At 70.6% G+C, this 16,757-nt stretch carries 16 protein-coding genes and 2 pseudogenes; 12 read left to right on the top strand and 6 right to left on the bottom strand.

Features of this window, described 5'->3' with window-relative positions; all coding sequences use genetic code 11:
- The first annotated feature begins 1 nt into the window (after window position 1).
- From FMEAI12_RS33815 to lipA, 4 genes are all read left to right on the top strand, one after another.
- On the top strand, window positions 2-1,696 hold the full coding sequence (locus FMEAI12_RS33815) for an FAD-binding protein (protein ID WP_112109162.1): 1,695 nt from the start codon (window positions 2-4) through the stop codon (window positions 1,694-1,696).
- Entirely contained in the window at window positions 1,693-2,052 is a 360-nt protein-coding gene (locus FMEAI12_RS33810) for a 2Fe-2S iron-sulfur cluster-binding protein (RefSeq protein WP_235015009.1), read from the top strand. The genes FMEAI12_RS33815 and FMEAI12_RS33810 overlap by 4 nt, the downstream gene beginning before the upstream one ends.
- 223 nt (window positions 2,053-2,275) lie before the next feature.
- Window positions 2,276-3,463 carry an amidohydrolase family protein gene (locus FMEAI12_RS33805; protein WP_112109160.1) on the top strand — a complete coding sequence of 396 codons (1,188 nt, stop codon included), beginning with the start codon at window positions 2,276-2,278 and terminating at the stop codon, window positions 3,461-3,463.
- Between the two features lie 54 nt (window positions 3,464-3,517).
- Entirely contained in the window at window positions 3,518-4,423 is a 906-nt protein-coding gene (gene lipA, locus FMEAI12_RS33800; RefSeq protein WP_112109167.1) for a lipoyl synthase, read from the top strand.
- Between the two features lie 15 nt (window positions 4,424-4,438).
- Here lipA and mftF read toward each other — a convergent pair whose 3' ends face one another.
- From mftF to mftA, 5 genes are read right to left on the bottom strand one after another with little or no spacing between them, the layout of a single operon-like run.
- A complete protein-coding gene (gene mftF / locus FMEAI12_RS33795) occupies window positions 4,439-5,902 on the bottom strand; it encodes a mycofactocin biosynthesis glycosyltransferase MftF (protein WP_112109159.1) in 1,464 nt (487 codons plus the stop codon).
- Window positions 5,899-6,708 carry a mycofactocin-coupled SDR family oxidoreductase gene (locus FMEAI12_RS33790; protein ID WP_112109158.1) on the bottom strand — a complete coding sequence of 270 codons (810 nt, stop codon included), beginning with the start codon at window positions 6,706-6,708 and terminating at the stop codon, window positions 5,899-5,901. The genes mftF and FMEAI12_RS33790 overlap by 4 nt, the downstream gene beginning before the upstream one ends.
- Before the next feature lie 45 nt (window positions 6,709-6,753).
- Window positions 6,754-7,944, bottom strand: coding sequence for a mycofactocin radical SAM maturase (mftC, locus tag FMEAI12_RS33785; RefSeq protein ID WP_200835508.1), 1,191 nt, complete (start codon window positions 7,942-7,944; stop codon window positions 6,754-6,756).
- Window positions 7,941-8,243, bottom strand: coding sequence for a mycofactocin biosynthesis chaperone MftB (gene mftB / locus FMEAI12_RS33780; protein ID WP_112109157.1), 303 nt, complete (start codon window positions 8,241-8,243; stop codon window positions 7,941-7,943). Before mftB ends, mftC begins: the two co-directional genes overlap by 4 nt.
- On the bottom strand, window positions 8,233-8,352 hold the full coding sequence (mftA, locus tag FMEAI12_RS33775; RefSeq protein WP_071066653.1) for a mycofactocin precursor MftA: 120 nt from the start codon (window positions 8,350-8,352) through the stop codon (window positions 8,233-8,235). Before mftA ends, mftB begins: the two co-directional genes overlap by 11 nt.
- An 81-nt stretch (window positions 8,353-8,433) precedes the next feature.
- Between mftA and FMEAI12_RS33770 the strand changes: the two genes are divergently transcribed.
- The 3 genes and pseudogenes from FMEAI12_RS33770 to FMEAI12_RS33760 form a co-directional block, all read left to right on the top strand.
- Window positions 8,434-8,967, top strand: a complete 534-nt coding sequence (locus tag FMEAI12_RS33770) for a mycofactocin system transcriptional regulator (protein ID WP_112109156.1) — start codon at window positions 8,434-8,436, stop codon at window positions 8,965-8,967.
- Window positions 8,964-9,113: pseudogene (locus FMEAI12_RS40400) on the top strand (helix-turn-helix domain-containing protein); the annotation flags it as partial. The gene FMEAI12_RS33770 and the pseudogene FMEAI12_RS40400, both read left to right, overlap by 4 nt.
- 5 nt (window positions 9,114-9,118) lie before the next feature.
- A pseudogene (locus tag FMEAI12_RS33760) lies at window positions 9,119-9,373 on the top strand (SDR family NAD(P)-dependent oxidoreductase); the annotation flags it as partial.
- Window positions 9,374-9,526: 153 nt separating this feature from the next.
- Here FMEAI12_RS33760 and FMEAI12_RS33755 read toward each other — a convergent pair.
- Window positions 9,527-10,702 (bottom strand): amidohydrolase family protein, encoded by a 1,176-nt coding sequence (locus FMEAI12_RS33755; protein WP_071066655.1) that lies wholly within the window; start codon window positions 10,700-10,702, stop codon window positions 9,527-9,529.
- 388 nt (window positions 10,703-11,090) lie between these two features.
- Between FMEAI12_RS33755 and FMEAI12_RS33750 the strand changes: the two genes are divergently transcribed.
- The 5 genes from FMEAI12_RS33750 (at window position 11,091) to FMEAI12_RS39565 (ending at window position 16,738) form a co-directional block, all read left to right on the top strand.
- A complete protein-coding gene (locus FMEAI12_RS33750) occupies window positions 11,091-11,876 on the top strand; it encodes a neutral zinc metallopeptidase (RefSeq protein WP_112109165.1) in 786 nt (261 codons plus the stop codon).
- Window positions 11,877-12,101: 225 nt separating this feature from the next.
- Entirely contained in the window at window positions 12,102-12,374 is a 273-nt protein-coding gene (locus tag FMEAI12_RS33745) for a hypothetical protein (protein WP_131627600.1), read from the top strand.
- 48 nt (window positions 12,375-12,422) lie between these two features.
- On the top strand, window positions 12,423-13,097 hold the full coding sequence (locus FMEAI12_RS33740; RefSeq protein ID WP_131627598.1) for a hypothetical protein: 675 nt from the start codon (window positions 12,423-12,425) through the stop codon (window positions 13,095-13,097).
- Window positions 13,098-13,101: 4 nt separating this feature from the next.
- The gene (locus tag FMEAI12_RS33735; RefSeq protein ID WP_112109153.1) at window positions 13,102-13,497 is read left to right on the top strand and encodes a hypothetical protein; all 396 of its coding nucleotides are present in this window, start codon (window positions 13,102-13,104) and stop codon (window positions 13,495-13,497) included.
- An 88-nt stretch (window positions 13,498-13,585) separates the two neighbouring features.
- Window positions 13,586-16,738: an FtsK/SpoIIIE domain-containing protein gene (locus FMEAI12_RS39565; RefSeq protein ID WP_304598646.1), complete on the top strand. Its 3,153-nt coding sequence runs from the start codon at window positions 13,586-13,588 to the stop codon at window positions 16,736-16,738.
- The last annotated feature ends 19 nt before the right edge of the window (window positions 16,739-16,757 follow it).

Below are 16,757 nucleotides of genomic sequence, written 5' to 3'. Positions count from 1 at the left end.
CGTGTCGAAGTCGGATGCCAGCTACGACCATGCCGTTGACGTCGTTGTCGTGGGCTCGGGCGGTGGTCTGTGCGGCGCCGTGGCCGCGGCGGCGAGCGGCCTGGACACGCTGGTGATCGAGAAGCAGTCGATGATCGGCGGGTCCACGGCCATGTCAGGCGGCGTGCTGTGGCTGCCGGACAACCCGCTCATGCAGGCCGACGGCGTTCCCGACTCCCTTGAGGACGCGCTGGCGTACTTCGAGTCGGTGGTCGGGGACGTAGGACCCGCCTCGTCGCGGGAGCGGCGGCTCGCCTACATCGTCGAAGGCTCCAACATGGTCCGCTTCCTGCAGGGCCTGGGCCTGCGTTTCGAGCGGTGCGAAGGGTACAGCGACTACTACGCGCAGGTGGCGGGAATTCGTGGCGGCAGCGCCCGCGGCCGCTCCATCGAACCCGCGGTGACCGATGGCAGGAAGCTCGGACCGTGGCTCGCGAAGTTGATGCCGGGCATGACGGCCGCGCTCGGAATCGTCGTGATGACCCGCGAGGCGTCCACTCTGCAGCTGATCAAGCGGCGGCCGAAAGCCATGCGCACCGCCCTCCGGGTGGGGATGCGGACGGCCATGGGCAGGCTCAGGAGGCAGACCCGGCTGGCCAACGGCGCGGCACTGATCGCGCAGGCCCTGGAGGCGGCGCTGGCGGCCGGGGCGACGGTCTGGACAGACACCGGGCTGGTCGACCTGATCGTCGAGGACGGCCGGGTGGCCGGCGTCGTGGCCAGTCGGGACGGGCAGACCGTCCGGATCCGCGCCCGCCGCGGCGTGCTGTTGAGCTCGGGCGGGTTCGCCCGCAACGCCGAGATGCGCAGACGCTACTCGAAGCAGCCGAACGAGGGGTCGTGGACCATCGCCAACCCCGGGGACACGGGTGAGGCGATCGAGGCCGCCCAGCGGGTCGGCGCCGCCGTCGACTTCATGGACGAGGCGTTGTGGATCCCGGCCTCCATCCAGCCCGGCGGACGTCCGAGCCTGCACACCGGAGAGCGGAGCAAGCCGGGCTCGATCATCGTCGACCGGGCCGGCCGGCGGTACTTCAACGAGGCGGTCTCCTACATGGAGGCCGGGCGGCAGATGTACGCGCACAACACGGCCGGTGAGTCCATTCCGAGCTGGCTGGTCATGGACTCCCGCCACCGCGCCCGCTACCTGTTCGCGTTCCGTCCCAACACCCCCGAAGAGTGGATCACCAGCGGCTACATGAAGAAGGCCGACACGGTGGAGGAACTGGCGCGGGCGTGCGGCATAGACCCGGCCGGGCTGGCCGCCACGGTCGAGCGGTTCAACGGGTTCGCGAAGCAGGGCACCGACCCCGACTTCCACCGTGGCGAAGGGGCTCACGAGCGGTACCAGGGCGACTACGGCAACCAGCCGAACGCCTCGCTCGCGCCCGTCGAGAAGGCGCCCTTCTACGCGGTCGAGCTCTACCCGGGTGACGTGGGGACGAGCGGCGGGCTGCTCTGTGACGAGTTCGCCCGTGTGCTCGACACCAACCATGATCCGATCCCGGGTCTGTACGCCGCCGGGAACTGCAGCGCGTCGGTGATGGGACGCACCTATCTGGGGGCGGGCGCCAGCATCGGGAACAGCTGCGTCTTCTCCTACATCGGTATGAAGCACGCCGCGCACGTCGTCTCCGGCGACCCGGTGGCCAGGTGACCGAAGAGGGGAGTGGGCGGCCCAGACGGCCGTTGGTCCGGGTCGAGCCCATCGGCGCGGATCTCACGCCCGAGCCCGGCGAGACGATCATCGAGGCGGCCTGGCGACTCGGGTACCACTGGCCCACGGTGTGCCACGGCCAGGCCACGTGCACGGTATGCCACTTCGAGGTGCTCAGCGGAGTTGAGCACCTGACACCCGCCGACGGCGAGGAAACCGACGCCCTCGAAAACCGACTTCCCGGTGCGCGACGTCGTGATCTCACCCATCTTCGGCTGGCCTGCCGGGCATGTGCCACCGGCGACGTCGCCGTGCGCAAGAAGGGCGTTCGGCGACTGGCCGAAAAGGAGTCCTGACACGCGTCCGCAAGGGCCCCGACGCCGCGTGACCGCGGCGCCCGGTCGGTGCCATCGCGGAACGGCTGGAACGGCGAGATCCGGCCGCTCGCTCGGTCGGCATTGGCGGAGAGCTGGCCGCCGAAACGAACAAGGACTTGACCGAATGTGCAAAGACGGCCGCAGGCAACACGCTGATGATGGTTCATGACGGCAGCGCGAAGAAACCAGGAAAGTAGGGGAAATGGCAGCGCCAGAGTTGATCATTGACGCGGACAGTCACATCACCGAGCCGCCGGACGTGTGGACCGCTCGGGTGCCGGCGAAGTATCGCGAGGACGTTCCACACGTGGTGCGGCAGGGCACGGCGGACACCTGGGTGCTCCACGGGGAGCGGCTGGCGCCGGTCGGCGTGACGGCTCCGGCGGGATGGCCGACGTTCCCGCCCGAGTACCCGCAGACCTACGAGGACTGCCACCCGGGCGCGTATCAGGCGGATGCCCGCCTGAAGTACATGGACGAGGCGGGTATCTGGGCCCAGGTGCTCTACCCGAACGTGGGCGGGTTCGGCAGCGAGAACTTCCTGAAGCTGAAGGACGACACGCTCAAGCTGCTGTGTGTGTCGGCCTACAACGACTTCCTCGTCGAGTGGTCCTCGGCCGACCTGCGCCGGCTGCTGCCGGTGATCGCCACACCGTTCTGGGACATCGACGAGACCGTACGGGAGATCGAGCGGTGCGCCCCGTTGGGCGCGCGGGGAATCCTGTTCACCGGCGAGCCGCAACGCTACGGGCTGCCCGTGCTCGGATCGCCGCACTGGAATCCGTTGTGGGAGGTCGCCCGTGCGGCCGACCTGCCGATCCACTTCCACATCGGCAGCGCCGGAGACACCCTGGAGCTGTCCACCCCGGAGCGCTACGCCCAGCACGGCGTGGAAGGGGCGCAGGCCTACTGCGCGGTGAGCCTGTTCATGAAGAACGGTGTCCAGTGCTCGGATCTGATCACGTCGGGCGTGCTGTCCCGCTATCCCGAGCTGAAGTTCGTCTCCGTGGAGAGCGGTATCGGCTGGCTTCCGTTCATGCTCGAGGCCACCGACTACAGCTGGCTCGGCGCGTTCCGCCCGGGCCGGGAGCGCCAGTCGGGAGACGTGCTGCCGTCGGATCTGTTCCGCCAGAGCGTTTTCGTCACCTACTGGTTCGAGTCGGTAGCCCCGAAGCACTTCCTCGATCTGATGCCGATCGACAACATCCTCTTCGAGACCGATTTCCCGCACACCACCTGCCTGTTCCAGAACATCCAGGAGACCATCACGTCCGGCCTCGGGCACGTCGACGGGGGAGCGCGCCGGAAGATTCTCTGGGAGAACGCGACAAAGCTGTACCGGATCGAGGAGCCGTCGGCATCGTGGCGGGCCACCGCCGGGACGAGCTGATGACCAAGGACGGCCCATGACAAAGGACGGCCCGTGACACCGGACGGCCGTGCGATGCTGCGGCTCGAGGTCCGCAACGCCCGGACCCCGGTCGAGAACAAGCCGCCGTGGATGCGCACCCGGATGCGCGTCGGTCCCGCCTACACCGAGGTGATGGCCGTGGTCCGCGAGTCCGGGCTGCACACGGTGTGCGAGGAGGCCGCCTGCCCGAACATCTTCGAGTGCTGGGAGGATCGGGAGGCGACCTTCCTGATCGGCGGGGACGTCTGCACGCGGCGCTGCGACTTCTGCCAGATCGACTCCGGCAGGCCCGCTCCGCTCGACCGGGACGAGCCTCGCCGGGTGGCCGAATCCGTCGCCAGCCTGGGACTGCACTACGCCACCGTCACCGGGGTGGCACGGGACGACCTGGCCGACGGAGGGGCCTGGCTGTACGCCGAGACCGTGCGCCAGATCCATGCGCGTTCCTCCGGAACCGGCGTCGAGCTGTTGATCCCGGACTTCCGTGGTGACCCGGCCCTGCTGGCCGAGGTGTTCGGTGCCGGCCCGGAGGTGCTTGCCCACAATGTCGAGACGGTGCCCCGGATCTTCCGCGGCATCCGGCCGGGCTTCCGCTACGAGCGCTCGCTTGAGGTGATCAACCGTGCCCACGGGGAAGGGATCGTCACGAAGTCGAACCTGATCCTCGGTCTGGGTGAGACCGTCGACGAGGTCGACGCCGTGCTGGCGGACCTGCGGGCAGCTGGTTGTGATCTGGTGACGGTGACCCAGTACCTGCGGCCCGGCCCGCGCCACCATCCGGTGGAACGCTGGGTGGAGCCGGAGGAGTTCGAACGGTGGTCCGCCCGGGCCGCCGAGCTCGGCTTCGCCGGGGCGATGGCGGGGCCGCTGGTCCGCTCCTCCTACCGCGCGGGCCGGCTGTATCGCCAGGCAGTGGCGCTCCGCGGTGAACGCCGGTGAGCGCCGGTCGACCTCTCATCTATGGTCGGGTCCTCTCGACCCGTGGGCGCGCCGGCCAATCGTGGGGCGCACCGGGATGGTCGTCCGGTTGTGCACACACCCGGTCCACACACCGCTGCCGTAGGCGACGTCCTCGGCGAGACGGCCGAGCACGAACCGCACCGGGTCCATCGACCCGCGCCGGCCCGCCCACTCCGCCAGGGCCGGGCCGACGACCAGTGATGCCACCGCCGCCCGACGTCCCCAGCGCCGGCGGCCGCCACCCGCGGCGCCGGCCGCGAGCAGCGGCAGGGCGTACTGGGTGCCGTACCGGCCGACGCCGAGCCAGGTCCGGCCGACGGCACCTGCCGTCGCGCGCGCCACCTCCCGGACGGGCAGGTCTGACCGGCGCAGCGTCCGCACGGTGCGCAGTACCGAACAGGTGTACGCGGCGGCGGCCAGCGCGGGCCGACGGGCGAGCAGCGCGGCGACCGTCAGCGCCGGCCCCGGGAACAGGACGAGCGGGGGCAGCGATCCCGGGTGGCGCAGCGCCAGCGGCGCGGCGGACGTGCCGTACCGGAACCTCCGGCCGAGCAGCCCGGCCCAGGTCTCCGGTTCCAGGTGCCGGACCTCGACGGTCGGGTCGTACCGGATGCGCCAGCCCGCCTTGTCCAGCCGCCACACCAGGTCGACGTCCTCGCCCGCGACCGACAGCGTGGTGTCGAACGCCCCGCCGGCGGCCGGACCGCCGCCGGCGATCTCGGCCAGCGCCGCGCGGCGGACCAGGATCGCGGCGGTCGGGACGTAGGCCACCCGGGTGTTCGACCCGACCCGGGCCGGCGTGCCGCCGAGGTCGAGGCTGCGTGTGGTGCCGGCGTACCGGCCGGCCCAGCCGCCCGGCGCGCCGGGAACGGGGACCGTGCGCGGGGCCACGGCGCCGACCAGCGGGTCGGCGAAGTGCGCGGCCAGCGCGCCGATCCAGCCCGTCGGCGGCACGCAGTCGCTGTCCACGAAGGCGACGAGCTCGCCGGCGGTCGCCGCCAGCCCGGTGTTGCGGGCCGCCGCCGGCCCGCCGTTGACGGGGCGCCTGATCACCTTCGCGCCGAACCGGTCGGCGAGCTCGATGATCGCTCCGGGCTCGCGCGAGCCGTCGTCGACCAGGACGACCGGGTGGCGGTCGCCCACCGCGGCGAGGCACCGGGCCAGCTTGTCGACGCGGTCGTGGACCGGGATCACGACGGTGACGTCCGGGTCGTGCCGCGGCGTGGGCGGCCTGGGATGTGCCAGGCCGGCGTCGGTGAGCCGGCGGGCCAGGGCGCCTGCCCGCGGGGACACCACCGGGCCGGTCGCGAGCTCCTGCCAGGCGGCCTGGCCGGCCGCGGTCAGCCGGATCACCCTGGCCGGCGAGCCGCCGAGCCAGCTGTCGGCGCTCAGCCGCCGTGCCGACGTGTCGAGAACGACCCGGAAGCCGGCCGGCAGCGGAGCCACGGGCGTGGTCACAGCGCGAGGCCTCCGTCGACCGGTACGACGGCACCGGTCATCCCGCTGCTGGCCGGTCCGGCGAGGAAGGCGAGGACCTCCGCGACCTCCGCCGGGGCGAGCAGCCGTCGGAGCGGTTGCTGCGCGGCGAACTCCGGCGCCCCGCTGAGGCCGTACAGGCGGGCGCTCTCGGCCAGAATCGGTGTGTCGGTGGAGCCCGGACTGACCGCGTTCGCGGTGACACCGGTGTCTCCCAGCTCGGCTGCCAGGGCCCGGACCAGCCCGGTGACGCCGGCCTTCGCCGCGCAGTAGGCGGCCAGCATCGGCAGCCCGCGGGTCGCCGCGGCCGACGCCACCGCCAGGAAACGGCCGTGCCGCGGCGGTGGCCGCCGCAGCATCGCGGGCACGGCCGCCCGAGCCAGGTTCAGGACACCGCCGAGGTTCACGTCCAGCACGGCCTGTTCCTGCTCCGCCGGGACCTCCCACAGCGGCACGCCGCCGGCGATCACCCCGGCGGCCGCGACGGCGGCGTCCAGGCCACCCCACCGGGCCTCGGCCTCGGCGACGGCGGCCTGGAGCGCGGCGGCGTCCCGGACGTCGGCGATGAACGGGCGGACCCGGTCCGCCGCCTCGACCCGCCAGTTCGCCTCCGCCACCACCTCCCCGAGCTCGGCCTCGGTGCCCATCGGGTAGGCGAGCGCGGGATCGTCCTTCCCGCGGTCGACCGCGAGCACCTCCCAGCCCTGCTGCGCCAGCGCCAGCACGGTGGCCGCGCCTATCCCGCGCGCCGCCCCGGTGACCACGGCGACGGGGCGGTCGGCGGTCACGCCGCCCGCCAGCTGTCCACGGCTCGTGCCTCAGTTCCTCGCATGTCAGAGCCTCAGCCCGGCCAGCGGGCTCTCCTCACACGCGCGGTCGGGTGGGCGCGCGCCGATCGTCACCGGGACCGGGCCCGACCGGCGGGACGCCGGGCGGGAGTGGTCCAGCGACGGCTTCGGCACCAGCTCGAGGTCCACCGCGGTCAGCGCGGCCGCGCCGTGGCCCTTCACGCATTCCGGGTCGGGGCCGTCCAGCGGCAGGCCGGTGAAGAACTTCGCCGCCATGCACCCGCCCCGGCAGGCGTCGAACGCCGAGCACGATGTGCAGGCCCCGCCGGTCTGCGGCTGGCGCAGGTCGGCGAACAGCTCCGAGGTCCGCCAGACCCCGGTGAACCCGCCCTCGCCGCGGACGTTGCCGGCGCGGAAGCTGTCGTGGATGGCGAACGGGCAGGCGTAGACGTCACCGACCGGGTCGATGAGGCACACCACCCGCCCGGCGCCGCACAGGTTGAGCCCGGGCAGCGCGTCGCCGTAGGCGGCCAGGTGGAAGAACGAATCCCCGGTGAGGACCCGCTCGCCGTGCGCCACCAGCCAGTCGTAGAGCTCCCGCTGCTGGGCGGCCGTCGGGTGCAGCTCGTCCCAGACGTCGGCGCCCCGGCCGGACGGCCGCAGCCGGGTCAGCCGCAGCTGCGCGCCGAACCGGTCGGCGATCGCCTTGAACTCGTCGAGCTGGCCGGCGTTGTGCCGGGTCACCACGACCGACAGTTTGAACCCGCGGAACCCGGCGGCGGCCAGGTTTGCCATGGCGCGCATCGCCGTCTGGTACGAGCCGGGCCCGCGCACCGCGTCGTTGACGGCCTCGGTCGCGCCGTCGAGCGAGATCTGCACGTCGACGTAGTCGCTGGCGGCCAGCCGCGCCGCCACCTCGGGGGTGATCATGACTCCGTTGGTGGAGAACTTGACCCCCACGTGGTGGGCGGTGGCGTAGTCGACGAGCTCCCAGAAGTCCGACCGGACGGTCGGCTCGCCGCCACCGATGTTGACGTAGAACACCTGCATCCGCTCGAGCTCGTCGATCACGGCCTTGCACTCGGCGGTGGACAGCTCGCGTGGGTCACGCCGGCCCGAGCTGGACAGGCAGTGCACGCAGGCCAGGTTGCAGGCGTAGGTCAGCTCCCAGGTCAGGCAGATCGGCGCGTCCAGGCCGTACTGGAACTGCTCGACCAGTGGCAGCGGTGTGCTCACGACGGTTTCCTCTCCCGGATCATCTCCGACGCGGCCAACGTGGCCAGAGCGGCGCGGTACGCGGGCAGCTCGGCCGCCGACACGCCCGCGTCGGCGCAGGCCGCGCGGGCTGTCGGGAAGTCGGCCAGTACCTGCACGACCTTCAGCAGCCCGGGGCTCTTCAGGAACGACAGGCGCCGGGTACCGAAGTGGTACAGCAGCGCGCCGAAGCGCTCGGGGCGGATCGACACCTGCGCCGGCACGTACCAGGCGGCGTCAAGGTCGAACGGCGACGGCCGAGCGGCGGGATCAGTAGACACCGCACATGCCGTCGATCGACACCTCCTCGACCAGCAGCTCGTCCGCCACCAACGGCTCCGGAACCTCTGCCGTGACCTCGTCGTTCGCCTGGGTCTGGGTGTCCGTCATCGAGCTGCTCCTTCGGCTGGTCATGTGGGCACCGTGATTTAGGCACCGTGTGACGAATATCGGGCACAATAACGTCACCTAGTGCCACAAACAAGCCCCGACCGCCGTGGCCGGCCCCGCGGGACGAGCGCCCGCAAGTACTTCGACGCGAAGTCGCAGGTGCTGTGGAACGAGTTCGACAACGAGGTCACCACGATCCGCGCCAATCTCCAGCAGACCTCCGGCGACCTGCCCGTGATGGACGCCGTCCGTCACGCGGTCATCGCAGCCAACTACTACCGGGCCGAGGACGTGCCTGAGCTGCGCATGCGCATGCATCTGATCAGCACGGTGCCCGAACTCGTCGCCAGCGCCACGGTGCACTACGACGCCTGGGAGCGCGCGATCACCGAGTTCGTCGCCCGCCGCACCGATCAGCCGGCCGACTCGCTCTACCCGCTCGCCGTCGGCCGGGCCACCCTCGCCGTCTGCCGTGCCGCCTACGAACGCTGGTCCATCCACGCGGACGCCGATCTCACCCTCTACCTCGACGCCGCGCTACGCGCCCTCGCCGCTGGCTTCCGCGACGACATCCTCACCGCCGAGCCGCAGGGCGGCGGGACACGGCGGAGATGAACCAGGTGCCCGGGTCTGAGCCAGCCGACGCGATTCTCAGCGTGGTGCTGGAGCTGCTCGAGTCCGGTGGCCACGACGCCGTCCAGACGCGCGAGGTGGCGCGCCGTGCCCGCGTCTCGCCGCTGACGATCTACAAACTGTTCCCCGGCGCGACGAGCTCAAGGGCCGGGGCATCCGGGTCAACGCCATCACTCCCGGCCCCATCGACACCCCAGGCATCACCGGCCTGGCCGCCGACGAGGAGCAGGCCCACCAACTGAAGGGCTCCCTGGCCAGCGAGGTGCCGTTGGGTCGCATGGGTCACCCGGACGAGGTCGCGAACGCCGTGCTGTTCCTCGCCTCCCCGGCAAGCAGCTTCACCACCGGCAGCAACCTCCACGTCGACGGCGGGGTCAACCAGATCTGAGCACCAAACCGCCATGACGGTCCGGGCCCGGGATCGCGGGTGCTGCGGCCCGTCCTTGTCGTCGTGTCCGGCGGCCGGCCGCCCGGGCCCGTTCCATGGCCACTGCCTGGAGCGGGCCCGCCCGGTCGTGCCGGGTTCACGCCGCGAGCCGGGTCAGACGCGGTAGAGCTTGACCGCGTTGCCGCCCATGACCTTCCGCTGCGTCTCGGGACGCAGCGAGGCGATCGTCTCACCGACCATTCCGAGGGGGTCCGGGTGCAGGCAGGTCGGGTGCGGGAAGTCGGTCTCGAACATGATGTTGTCCTCGCCGACGGTGTCGACGAGGTGCTGGAGGTCGCCGCGGCCCTTCTCGAACCAGAAGGTCGCGTACCAGTTCGACGCGAAGTACTCCGACGGCCGCTTCTGCAGCTTGTGGAAGTACTCCGGCGCGTTCTCCTCGAGCTCGTAGTCCATCGCCTCGAGCATGAACGGCACCCAGCCGATGCCGCTTTCGACCGAGACCATCTTCAGGTCGGGGTGACGGTCGAACATCCCGGAGTAGGCGCTGTTGAGCAGTACCCGGGAGTTGTTCTGGAACAGCGACGCGCCGCCGATCGCCGGCTTCACGTAGTCGTCCTGGCTCGGCCAGTAGGTCGTGCCGAAGTAGGACAGCGCGGTCTGGCTGGCCCCGATGTGGAAGTGCACGGGGAGCTGGTTCCCGGCGCAGACCTCCCAGAACGGGTCCCAGGCGGGGTCGCCCAGGTCGGGTGAGCCGGAGTCCTGCGGGTCGGCGGTCATGTTGACCCCGCGGTAGCCCAGGGCGGCGCAGCGCTCGGCCTCCTGGACGCAGGCCTGGATGTCCCACGCGGGCATGATCGGCATGGGGAGCAGCCGGTTGCCCGACTCCGCCTGGACCTCCGCCATCGCGTCGTTGTAGAGCTCGACGCAGAGCCGGAGAACGATCGGGTCCTGGACCGAGTTCCGCAGGTTCTGGCCGCCGATGCCGATCGCGTTGGGGTAGAGGACCTGCGTGTGGATGCCGAGCTCATCCATCAGGCGCAGGCGCTCCTTCGGATCCCACGCCGCGGGGTGCACGTCGTTGATGCCCCAGGACCCGCCCTGGGAGTCCCGGAACGGGTGCTTCTTCCCGTGGTGGTCGACGGTGCCGCCGGAGCCTGCCTTGCCGAACGCCTTGCCCTCGACGATCCACATGTCGACGCCGTCGATCCGCTCGACGTGGGGGACCCGGTCCTCGTAGCCTTTCGGCGCCCGTTCGGTGAACAGGTCGTGGCGCTCGGTCATGTGTGCGTCGGCGTCGACCACTCGAATTCCGTCAGCCAGCTTGACCACTCGGGTCTCCTCGCGTCGTTTCGGCTGCGCCGGTTCGGCACATACCCGCGTGTACGTTCACGGCCTCTCCGGGAGCTGAGCGACCTCGGTGACGACGGGACCGTGCCTTCGACGCGCCCACGGCGGTCACGCGTCGCACTCCCCGGACTGATCCGCCGCGTGGAGAGCAGGCTAGCCGCGTTGACCCAAAGACACAAGTGAACACTTACTAAGGAGTGGGTCGGCGAGAACCCCGGGTGGTAGAGGCCGGCGGGCGATGGTCGGTGGGCGGCGGGGCCGGAGGCGGCCGCCACTCGAACACCACGGTGCGGGCGGGGCCCGCGACCAGATCTGTCCGAGTGCCGACGAACCGGGCCATGTGCCCACACGGGCTCATACGGTGGGCGGCATGGGAGTCAGGCGAACGGTCCTGGCGGGCATGCTCGCCGCTGCACTCGGCGGCAGTCTGCTGGCTGGATGCGCCGGGCTGGAGTCGACGGCCGCCGGGGACGGCGCCGCCCCGGCCGCGGAGCTGACCGCGCCCGCCGGGAGCTGCGGCGGTCCCGTCGAGACAGTTCAGGACGTCGAGGCGATCATCTCCGAACCGGCGGGGTGTCCCGGTGCGGTGAACACCTACTGGGCCGGTGAGCTGGGCGACCAGTGGACCGCGCCGCGCTTCGTCCCCTACCGCGACGGCGAGATCCCACCGATCGCCTGCGGAGAGGGCGAAACCGACCCGGCCGCCTTCGCCGGCAACGCCCTCTACTGCCCACTCGACGACACCGTCGCGTACAGCGTCGACTTCATGACCGAACTGCACGACGCCGGCGGCCCGTCCTACCCGATGTACGTGATCATGCATGAGCTGGCCCACCGGGCGGCCACCCACTCCGGCCGGACCGGGGTCGTGTCCCGCGCGGAGGAGAACCAGGCCGACTGCCTCGCCGGCGACGAGGCCCGCTTCGCCACCGACGCCGACCGGCTCGACATCGGCGACGCCTTTTCCGGCGCCCTGCTGTTCTTCACCCTCGGTGACACCCGCGACCGTGGCTGGTTCGACCGCGAGACCGCCACCTCGGACGGCGCGCACGGCACGCCCCGCCAGCGCGCCCAGGCGTTCGCCTTCGGCTACCTGCGCGACAGCGACACCTGCTACCGCCTCGGCGAGTCACCCACCGGCAGCGTGCTCTTCTGAGCTGATGCTCCGAGGTTTTTCCGCCGAGCATTCTGCCTCCGTCGGGACGGCATCGGTGACCAGACCTCGGAACAAGCGGGTTCGGGCACTGGGCGCTGGCCGGCCGACCAGGCTTGCAGAAAAGGGCTGCGCCGCGGAGTCCGGGCTGCGACAATGATTTTGTCTGGCTTTCAGATCCCGTAAAAAGGCGACATTCGGCGCCGCGGCCCGAGGAACGGAGGATCGATGACCCGACAGGTGCACGCCGACCCGGATGCCATGGCCAAGTTCGCCACGCATCTCAACGACTTCAGCACGGGCATGCTCGGCGAGATCGGCAGGCTTCGTTCCCACTTCGATGGTCTTGACTGGCAGGATGCCCAGGGGCAGCAGTTCGCGTCCGAGGTCGCGGAGATGGCTGACAGGCTCCGCGCCTTCCTCGGCACCTCGAACGATATCGCCCAGAAGGTGCGCCGGAAGACCGAGCCGCTCAACGACTATCTCAACTTGTCCTCCTGAGCGGTCGCGACGCTACGGGGCGGACGGACTTAACGGGGCGGGAGGCAGGTGTCACTCGTATCGGCGGACCCCGCCGTGCTCAACAGGCATGTGGAGGTGATGGCGACCACGGTGGCCGGTATCGACAACGTGGTCGCCGAGATGGTCAGCCGACTGACCGCGCTGACGGATCGGGCCGAGGAGAACGTGCGGTCGCGGCGCATCGAGTACGACGAGGCCATGCGGGAGCTGGCGTCGGCCGAGAACGCGGTGCGGACCGCGGAGACAGCGGTCGAGCACGCGCGCCACGCGCTGGCACGGGCCCAGGCGGAGCTCGAACGAGCCCACACGGAACGCGGCGGCACCGACCGGGAGGGGATGAACCCGCGGCCGGCGGATGTCTCCGGTTCCATGGCGGCCGTCGCGCGTGCCGAGGCGGGCCTGGCCCTCGCCACCCGCAGGCTGGACCAGGCCATGGGAAGGCTCGCGGAGGCCCGGGTCGAGGCACACCGGGCCGAGCAGCGCGTGAGCGCCGCACTCTCGCTGCGTGACCGGGTCCAGGCAGAGGTCGGCCGCGCCCAGTTCGCGGCAGCGAGGGCGGCCGCGCTCCGTGACCTCGCAACGAGCGCGACCTTCCTGCTCACCTGCAGAGTCGATCTGCTCGACGAGTACAACTCGGATCTCCCCAGCCTGGTCTCCGCCGCGCTGACCGGGTCTGCCAGTCCCTTCTCCGGCATCGGGTAGTCCGATGGATCCTGACGCACCGCTGCACCGGCCCGCGGAGTACAGCCGTCTTACCGAATCCGTCCAGATCGCGGGTGACGTCCTGGCTCGTTTCAGCGGGGCCCTCACCGAGTTGACGCGGAGCTGGACCGACACGCCCGGCCACCGCTATCTGGAGCACTACGCCCGGCCCATGGCCGCGGAACTCGCGGAGTTCGCGAGGACGTCGACAGACATGGACCAGGCTGTGGGTGACATCAACCGGATCTTCGCCGAACAGGAGAACGAGGCTCGCTCGCGCCGCCGCCGCCAGGACGACAGGCCGCGGCGGTCGGCGGATGCCCAGGACGACAGGCCGCAGTGGTGGGCGGACGTCCAGGATGACGGGCCGCGGCGGTCGGTGGGCGCTCAGGATGAGTGAGGCGCAGGCGGGCCGCGAAGATCTCATCCAAAGGCTGCAGCGGCTACGTGCCGATGCGGACCGCATTGTCGGTGAGGCGGACCGTGCGGTGAACGAGGCCGACGCGGCGCTTGCCGGAGAGCGCGACAAAGTGGGCAAGAAGCGCAGCCAGGCAGTGGCGAAGTGGGCCGACTGGCGCGCGCGAGAGGTCGAGAGCCGGGTGACCGAGGTGCGTGACATCCTCGTTTCCCGACCGCGATTATGGGAGACCGAGGAAGGCCGCCAGCACGGCCCCGTTCCCGAGCACAGCGCCACGGAGGTCGTCGACGCGCTGGCGCTGGCCGTTCGTCGCCTGCGCTCGCCACTGCGAAGCAAACGGCACTGGACCAGGGTCGCGGTAGCTGCCGTTCGACGCGCTGACGAACTGATCGTACGGGCGACCGAGGACCTCGACGCGCAGGTGCGGACGGCCGCCCAGAACGCCCGGGCCAGCCACGGCAACGCCGTCGCGGCCGCGAAGCGCGCCTGGCGGCAAAGTCTGGCGCTGTTCCAGGCGGAGGTCGCCGCGGTCCGCGCCGACCTCGACGGGATCAGTCTGCCGGCGGACGCTGACTGGAGTACGTGGTCCCCGGTCTCCACACCCGTCGACGGACTGCGAATCGGGTGGTACATCCGGGCCGGGCATGACGGCGGGCAACTCGTCGTGCCCGCCCTCCTGCCGTTTCCCCGCACGACCAACCTCGTTGTCAAGGCCGGTCGCGCGAACACCGAACATTCCGACGTCGCGCTCGGCCTGATCGGCCGGATGCTGGCCTCGATCCCACCCGGCCAGCTGCGGCTGTCGGTTGTCGACTCGATCTCGCTGGGTCGGTCCGTGCGGTCGCTCTCCGGGCTGAACTCGACTGACGTGCGGCTCATGGAGACCCCGCTCATCGACTATCACGAGATCGAGGGCAGGCTCGCCGAGCTGGTCGGGCGCATCGGGCGGATCGAACGGGACCTGCTGGGCCCGCACCGGCTGGACTCGCTTGTCGATTACAACCAGCTGGTTGACGCGCGCCCTGAGCCTTACCACGTCGTGGTGGTTTTCGACTACCCTCGCGGATTCACCACGCCGGACAGCCTTACCCGGCTCGACCAGGTCATGGCGAACGGCCCTCGGTGCGGTGTCTACACCGTCCTGATGATCACGGACGATGACCCCGAGCATCCCCACCACCTGGAGCTGGTCGGGGGAGGGCGGGCCAGGCCCGGGCCGGCCGCGGCGGGGTCGCCGGCGGCCGACCGGTGGGAGCTCGTGCTGGAGCATCCGCGCGAGCCGACCTGGGAGACGTCCCGGATGCTGGGAACGATCGTCGACCGTGTCGCGGATCGGGCGCGTGACGCCGGCAAGGTGGTCGTCTCCCTGGACCGCGTGTTGTCGCTGGTGCCGGCGGCGACCAGACCCGAGCTCGGGGGCATCGCCGGTATGGAGCGACCGGTCGACGCGGGCGATCCGGCCACCTGGTGGCAGGGCGATGCCTCCGACGGGCTCGTGATCCCGATCGGGACGTACAGCCTGGACGACGTCATGGCCATGCGGCTGGGTGAGGGCACCCGCAATCACGTCATGGTCGCCGGTACCACCGGCTCGGGAAAGACGACCCTGCTGCACACGATCGTGCTGGCCGCGGCGACCGTCTACTCCCCGGCGGAACTGGAGCTCTACCTGGTAGACCTGAAGCAGGGCATCGAGTTCCAGGACTATGCCGTCCGGCAGTTGCCGCATGCCCGCCAGGTGGCCATTCACAGCGAACGCGAGTTCGGCCTGGAAACGATGCGCACACTACTGACGGAGATCGATTTCCGTGCGGAGCTCTTCAAAAAATACGGGGTCGAGAAACTCGCCAACTACCGGAGCGCCCGGGCCAGGGCCGCGAACGGGGCCAGCGACCCACGGCTCGCCCGGATCCTGCTCGTCGTCGACGAGTTCCACGTCCTGTTCGACGTCGACGACGCGGTCGGCCGGGACGCGGCGGCCAGCCTGGAGACCCTCGTCCGCATGGGTCGGGCGTACGGGATCCACGTACTGCTCTCGTCGCAGACGCCGAGCAGCCCGGTCGTCATGGGCGGTAGCACCGTCCGGCAGATGGAGGTGCGGGTCGCGCTGCGCTGCGATGACCAGGTCAGCCGCCGGGTACTCGCCGAGAACAATCCCAGCGCCAGTCAGCTGGGCCTTCGGGGTGAAGCGATCTACAATCCCAGCTCGGGCCAGCTCGGTCGTGACACGAAGTTCCAGATCGCCTTCATCGAGGCCGGCACCCGCACGGCGATGCTCGGGGCCATGCGCAAGCTCGCCCACGCACGGCACCACGTCCGTGTTCCCGCGGTGTACGACGGTGACCGGCCCGGTGACATCACCCGTGACGGGATCTTCGAAAAGCTGGCCCGTGCTCAGTCGACCCCGGCGAAGACGATTCGGATCTGGCTCGGCGAGCCGATGGGGCTGTCGGCCCCGGTGTGCGTCGACCTCACCCCGAGTGCCGATCGCACGATGTTGGTCATCGGTGACGACGCCGCGAACGTCGGTGTACTGACATCGACCGCCGCGGCGCTCGCCACGCTGGGCGTGGGCCGGAGCACCGCGTCTCCGGATCATGCTGATCACGCCGATCAGGGGGCTCAGGCAGGCCACGCGGATCACGCGGACGCCATCACCCTGATCGATTTCACCCCGGTGGACCACCGCTACACCGCTGTCCATGCCGAGCTGGGAGCTGTCCTCCCCGGCCTGCGCCGATGGAGCGCCACACACTGCCTGGAGCGGATCGAGTCCCTCGCGGACCTTGTGCGAAAGAGGCATGCGGACGACGCGTACACCATGACCTCGATCGCCGACTGCAGGGTGCTCATACTCAACGGCCTGCACCGCTGCCGTGAGCTCGACTCCTCCCCGAAAGGCTATGGCGCGGCCGGAGTGGGTGTGCCGCTCAGCCATCTGCTGGAGCAGGGCTCCGAAGTAGGCGTGTTCGTCATCGCGACGATCGACCGCAATGGGCTGCGCCGCGTCCACCGGGATATTCTGAACCAGTTCGGCATCGTACTCACCCGCCGCTACAGTGACTCTTTCGACGATCGTGTGAGTGCGCTGATCGGACGGCCGACGGCCAGGCTGCGTGACGGCCAGGCGGTGCTGGTCGACGACGGCAGCCAGACCCGGCTACGCCCGTACGGCATTCCGCCGCCCGGTTGGTTGAAAGCCTTCGGCGAAACACTTCCCTGAAGGCTGTTCCATAGCCCGG

Origin of the sequence: Parafrankia sp. Ea1.12, from assembly GCF_900465275.1 — a bacterium.
Classification (GTDB): domain Bacteria; phylum Actinomycetota; class Actinomycetes; order Frankiales; family Frankiaceae; genus Parafrankia; species Parafrankia soli.
The sequence above is the reverse complement of the archived record's forward strand: the minus strand, read 5'-3'. Positions and strand labels throughout refer to the sequence as shown.

What these genes read in the sequence shown, in the direction of transcription:
- FMEAI12_RS33735 (WP_112109153.1), top strand. Translation starts at nt 13,102, where the DNA reads ATGGATCCTGACGCACCGCTGCACCGGCCCGCGGAGTACAGCCGTCTT.
- FMEAI12_RS33750 (WP_112109165.1), top strand. Translation starts at nt 11,091, where the DNA reads ATGGGAGTCAGGCGAACGGTCCTGGCGGGCATGCTCGCCGCTGCACTC.
- FMEAI12_RS33745 (WP_131627600.1), top strand. Translation starts at nt 12,102, where the DNA reads ATGACCCGACAGGTGCACGCCGACCCGGATGCCATGGCCAAGTTCGCC.
- FMEAI12_RS33805 (WP_112109160.1), top strand. Translation starts at nt 2,276, where the DNA reads ATGGCAGCGCCAGAGTTGATCATTGACGCGGACAGTCACATCACCGAG.
- lipA (WP_112109167.1), top strand. Translation starts at nt 3,518, where the DNA reads ATGCTGCGGCTCGAGGTCCGCAACGCCCGGACCCCGGTCGAGAACAAG.
- mftA (WP_071066653.1), bottom strand. Translation starts at nt 8,352, where the DNA reads ATGACGGACACCCAGACCCAGGCGAACGACGAGGTCACGGCAGAGGTT.